1 protein-coding gene is annotated in these 835 nt (G+C 64.9%); it reads right to left on the reverse strand.

The features are described 5' to 3' along the window. Positions 1 to 66 precede the first annotated feature (66 nt). Entirely contained in the window at positions 67 to 783 is a 717-nt protein-coding gene (locus tag JMJ56_RS33175; protein ID WP_202836129.1) for an IS6 family transposase, read from the reverse strand. Positions 784 to 835 lie beyond the last annotated feature (52 nt).

Consider the following 835-nt stretch of genomic DNA (forward strand, 5'->3'; position numbering starts at 1 on the left):
GGCACCGTCAACTTGTCGACCCTTCGGCCGCCGCGCTGGCATGCCGAAGGCGACGCGCAGCAGAGTTTAGGCAGCAGCGGCAACCCCGCTGGTGTCCGCCCACATTTCGAACGCCCGCGCCCTTACGGCACGATACTCGATGGCGGTGACGTGGTCGCGGCGGAGATGGAAGAGGCTGGCGATCTGGCTGTGAGCGGAAAGGAAGCGCTGTGCCTGCCGAGGCGACTTGAAGCGCTTCACTCGCCGGTCTCGTCGTCGCGTCGGCTGATGTGAATTCTCGGCCCGGTTGTTGAGGCCCTTGTGCTGGCGGTGCTCGACGCCTGGCATCACCTCCCGCTTGGCCGCCCTATAACTCGGGAGCTTGTCGGTGACCATGACGCGGGGCGCCCGGCATTGCCGCTTCAGAAGCTTGCGCAGCAGGCGCTTGGCGGCCTGCTTATCGCGTCGGCTCTGCACCAGCACGTCGAGCACCAACCCGGTCTGGTCCACGGCACGCCAGAGCCAGTGTTGTATCCCAGCAATCCTGATTGCGACCTCGTCGAGGTGCCACTTGTCTCCGGTGCGGGGCAGCCTTCGCCAGATCCGGTTGGCGAACTCCTGGCCGAACTTGAGCGCCCACTGCCGCACAGTCTCATGGCTGACGACAATGCAGCGTGCTGCCATCATCTCCTCGACCATGCGCAGGCTGAGTGGGAAGCGAAAGTATAGCCACACCGCCTGGCTGATGACCTCCGCCGGAAAGCGATAGCCGACATAGGGCGACTTGGCGGCTGGGAGGCTCATTCCGGCCACCTACCGGATCGGTCCCGACCAGCCAATCCCCGATCAACCTGAC

This window comes from Belnapia arida (assembly GCF_016773205.1).
Classification (GTDB): domain Bacteria; phylum Pseudomonadota; class Alphaproteobacteria; order Acetobacterales; family Acetobacteraceae; genus Belnapia; species Belnapia arida.